The organism is Pseudomonas sp. FG13, assembly GCF_057809755.1.
In genome coordinates, this window is the sequence record NZ_JBMDKO010000100.1 from 1 (window position 1) to 2,836 (window position 2,836).

5 protein-coding genes are annotated in these 2,836 nt (G+C 62.6%); 1 reads left to right on the forward strand and 4 read right to left on the reverse strand.

Going from position 1 to position 2,836, the window contains the following annotated elements; translation table 11 throughout:
* Nucleotides 1–158 precede the first annotated feature (158 nt).
* The 4 genes from ACODTO_RS29465 to ACODTO_RS29480 all read right to left on the reverse strand — a co-directional run bounded on the left by ACODTO_RS29465 (nt 159) and on the right by ACODTO_RS29480 (nt 2,379).
* Nucleotides 159–536: a YgaP family membrane protein gene (locus ACODTO_RS29465; RefSeq protein WP_139649617.1), complete on the reverse strand. Its 378-nt coding sequence runs from the start codon at nt 534–536 to the stop codon at nt 159–161.
* 77 nt (nt 537–613) lie between these two features.
* A complete protein-coding gene (locus ACODTO_RS29470) occupies nt 614–1,084 on the reverse strand; it encodes an RNA methyltransferase (RefSeq protein ID WP_003198862.1) in 471 nt (156 codons plus the stop codon).
* A 185-nt stretch (nt 1,085–1,269) separates the two neighbouring features.
* On the reverse strand, nt 1,270–1,644 hold the full coding sequence (locus ACODTO_RS29475; RefSeq protein WP_003184246.1) for a YajD family HNH nuclease: 375 nt from the start codon (nt 1,642–1,644) through the stop codon (nt 1,270–1,272).
* Between the two features lie 48 nt (nt 1,645–1,692).
* Nucleotides 1,693–2,379, reverse strand: coding sequence for a spermidine synthase (locus ACODTO_RS29480; RefSeq protein WP_175386737.1), 687 nt, complete (start codon nt 2,377–2,379; stop codon nt 1,693–1,695).
* 75 nt (nt 2,380–2,454) lie between these two features.
* On the opposite strand from ACODTO_RS29480, the gene ACODTO_RS29485 reads away from it, so the two are divergent.
* On the forward strand, nt 2,455–2,742 hold the full coding sequence (locus tag ACODTO_RS29485) for a hypothetical protein (RefSeq protein WP_139649613.1): 288 nt from the start codon (nt 2,455–2,457) through the stop codon (nt 2,740–2,742).
* The last annotated feature ends 94 nt before the right edge of the window (nt 2,743–2,836 follow it).

Consider the following 2,836-nt stretch of genomic DNA (forward strand, 5'->3'; position numbering starts at 1 on the left):
CCTTACCTGACTGGCATCAGGGCAAGCTTTGCTCCCACAGGTTTTGCACCGTCTGGTCCTTATCTGACTGGCATCAGGGCAAGTCTTGCTCCCACAGGCACCGGGGTTCCTGTGGGAGCAAGGCTTGCCCGCGATTGGCCTTTAGCTGCGCTACAAGCTCAAAGCCCGGCCTTCGGTGAATCCAACGAATCATTCCCGGTCACCGTAGCCGTGCCGGTTGCCGCCTCGGCGTTCGCCTTCATGCGGCTCAGTTCATCGCCGGCCTGCTCGATCCGGGCGCGGGCGTTGCTCAGGTTCTGACGGCTCTTTTCCAGCAGGGACTTGGCCGAGCAATGCCCGGTGATGCCCCGCGCCAGCGCCATGCCGCCGATGGCCAGTTGAGCCAGACCGATGATGCCGCCACGACGCAAGCCCTTGCCCATCATCAGTACGCCGCCAGCCAGGGAACCCGCGCGTTCCCAGCCATGTACGTTTTGTGCTGGGCGGGATTGGAACGGCGTGCTCTCGATCGGCTCGAACGGATTGTTATCGCTCATGGTCTGTCTCCAGTGTGGGAATGGGTATAAAACTGACTGCCGGAGCGAATCCGTCGTTCCATGGAATTTCCCACCGGTCAGCGGAATTGCGGTCCCGAGCGGGTGTTGTTGCCTTTGGCCATGCGGTCGTACAGCACGACGTTGACCGTGGCTGCCAGGTTCATGCAGCCGGTGGTGGGGATGTACACCACATCTTCGCACCAGTCGCGGATGTCCTTGTCCAGCGAGCCGTCTTCGGGGCCGAAGATATACAGAGCCCGGTCCGGGTGGGTGTATTCGGGGAGCGGGCGGGCACCCTCCACCAGCTCCACGGCCACCGGCACACAGCCCAGGGGCAGGATCTTCTTCAAGTCGTCGATGCCGATCAACGGAATGTCGTAGTGGACTTTCTTGGTGTCGGTGACGAAATCGGCGGCCCGTTCATAGCGCTTGCCGGTATAGAACACCGACGCCACGCCGTAGCAACCGGCGGCGCGCATGACCGAACCGACGTTTTCCGGTGATTTTGGGTTGAACAGACCGATGCAGCTGTAGCGTTTGTTGGCCACGGGCGGGGTGCCTTTGGGAAAAGGCGCGATTATACGGGGAATGGGGGAGGGTGGTCAGTTTCAAGATTGGCGGTGAAGGTTGCATCGCCATCGCGAGCCTGCTCGCTCCCACAGGAAACCGCATTCCAATGTGGGAGCGAGCCTGCTCGCGATGAGGGCCTGACAGGCGCTCGGTACCTTGCCGGCTACTCGTCTTTCTTCATCAACCCAGCCAGCGCGGCAAACGGGTTGTGCGTCGCCTTGGCGATTTTCGGAGTGCTCAGGGAGCCATCGCCAAAGTACTGCTGATCGGTGTAGCGCGAGTGCTCGTTGTCATGGCAGTACAGGCACAGCAGCTCCCAGTTGGAACCGTCCTGGGGGTTGTTGTCGTGGTTGTGGTCGCGGTGGTGAACGGTCAGTTCGCTCAGGCGCTTGCCGGAGAACTCACGGGCGCAGCGGCCACAGACGTGAGGGTACATTTTCAGGGCTTTGTCGCGGTAACCCATTTCCCGGTCGCGCTGGGCGTCAGCGAGGATGCGGTCCAGCTTCGCGGTATTGGAAGGAGGCGTTGACGAACTCATGGGTTCACCTTTGTAGATAAGACTGATGACGGTTGAACGAAGTTTAGCTCAGGCCTTGAGCTTCTCGGCAATCCAGATGGTGTGGCGGGTGCCTTTGTTGCCATGGGCGAACACCTGCACCTCTTCCGCCTTGAAGCCAGCCTTTTTCAGCTTGTCGGAAAACTGCCGGTCAGCGCTGGCCGACCAGACCGCCAGCACCCCCTTGGGCCGCAGAGCCTTAGCGCAGGCGGCGAGGCCGCCGGCCGAATAAAGCCAACTGTTGGCTTTCTGGGTCAGGCCTTCGGGGCCGTTGTCGACATCCAGCATGATCGCGTCGAAACCCTGGGGCTCGGCTTGCAGCACCTTGGCTACGTCTTCCAGGCGGATCACCGTGCGCGGGTCCTCCAGCGGCCGCCCGGCCTTTTCGCCCAAGGGCCCACGATTCCACTCCACCACGCCGGGCACCAACTCGGCCACCACCACTTCGGCGTTCTTGCCCAGGTGCTTGAGGGCCGAGGCGAGGGTGAATCCCATGCCGAGGCCGCCGATCAGCACCCGTGAACCCGGCCGGCCGGCGACCTTGCGGCAGGGAATCTCCGCCAGGGCATCTTCGGAGCCGTGCATGCGGGTGTTCATCAACTGCCCGCCGTCACCGCCCTGGATCTTGATGACGAAGTCTTCGCCGTACTCGAACAGGCACAGGGCTCCGCCATTGTCGGGGATGGGGGTGGTGTCGAGCAGAACGAAACGTTTCATGGAAATCTCATGAGGGAGGGGCGGACCGGTGCGGTAGGGTCTAGCCTGAAGGTGACAGTAGCCACGGAGCCAGTGATGAAGTGCATCATTCTAACGGCCATTGCCCTGGCGGCGCTCTCAATAAGTTGTGCACAGGCCCAGCAGCCGACGATTCCGGTAAGCCCACCCAGCGTCCCTGGTGCGCCTGGTACCGCCACACCGATGCCCTACCCACCGGTCGCACCCAGCAGCGTGCCCAAGGCTGGTTCCGGCAATGACGGGCCACCCTTGCTGCCACCGATCGAGATACCCAGGCCGCCGCCGGACCAACCGCTACCGGGGATGGAGGTGAAGCCGCCCAAGGCCAAGTCGCCAGGGGGCTGACCCCCGTTCTGTGTGAATGACGGGGCCCCCTGTGGGAGCGAGCCTGCTCGCGATGGCGGTGGGTCAGTCACCTGCATGTTGATTGACCTGACGC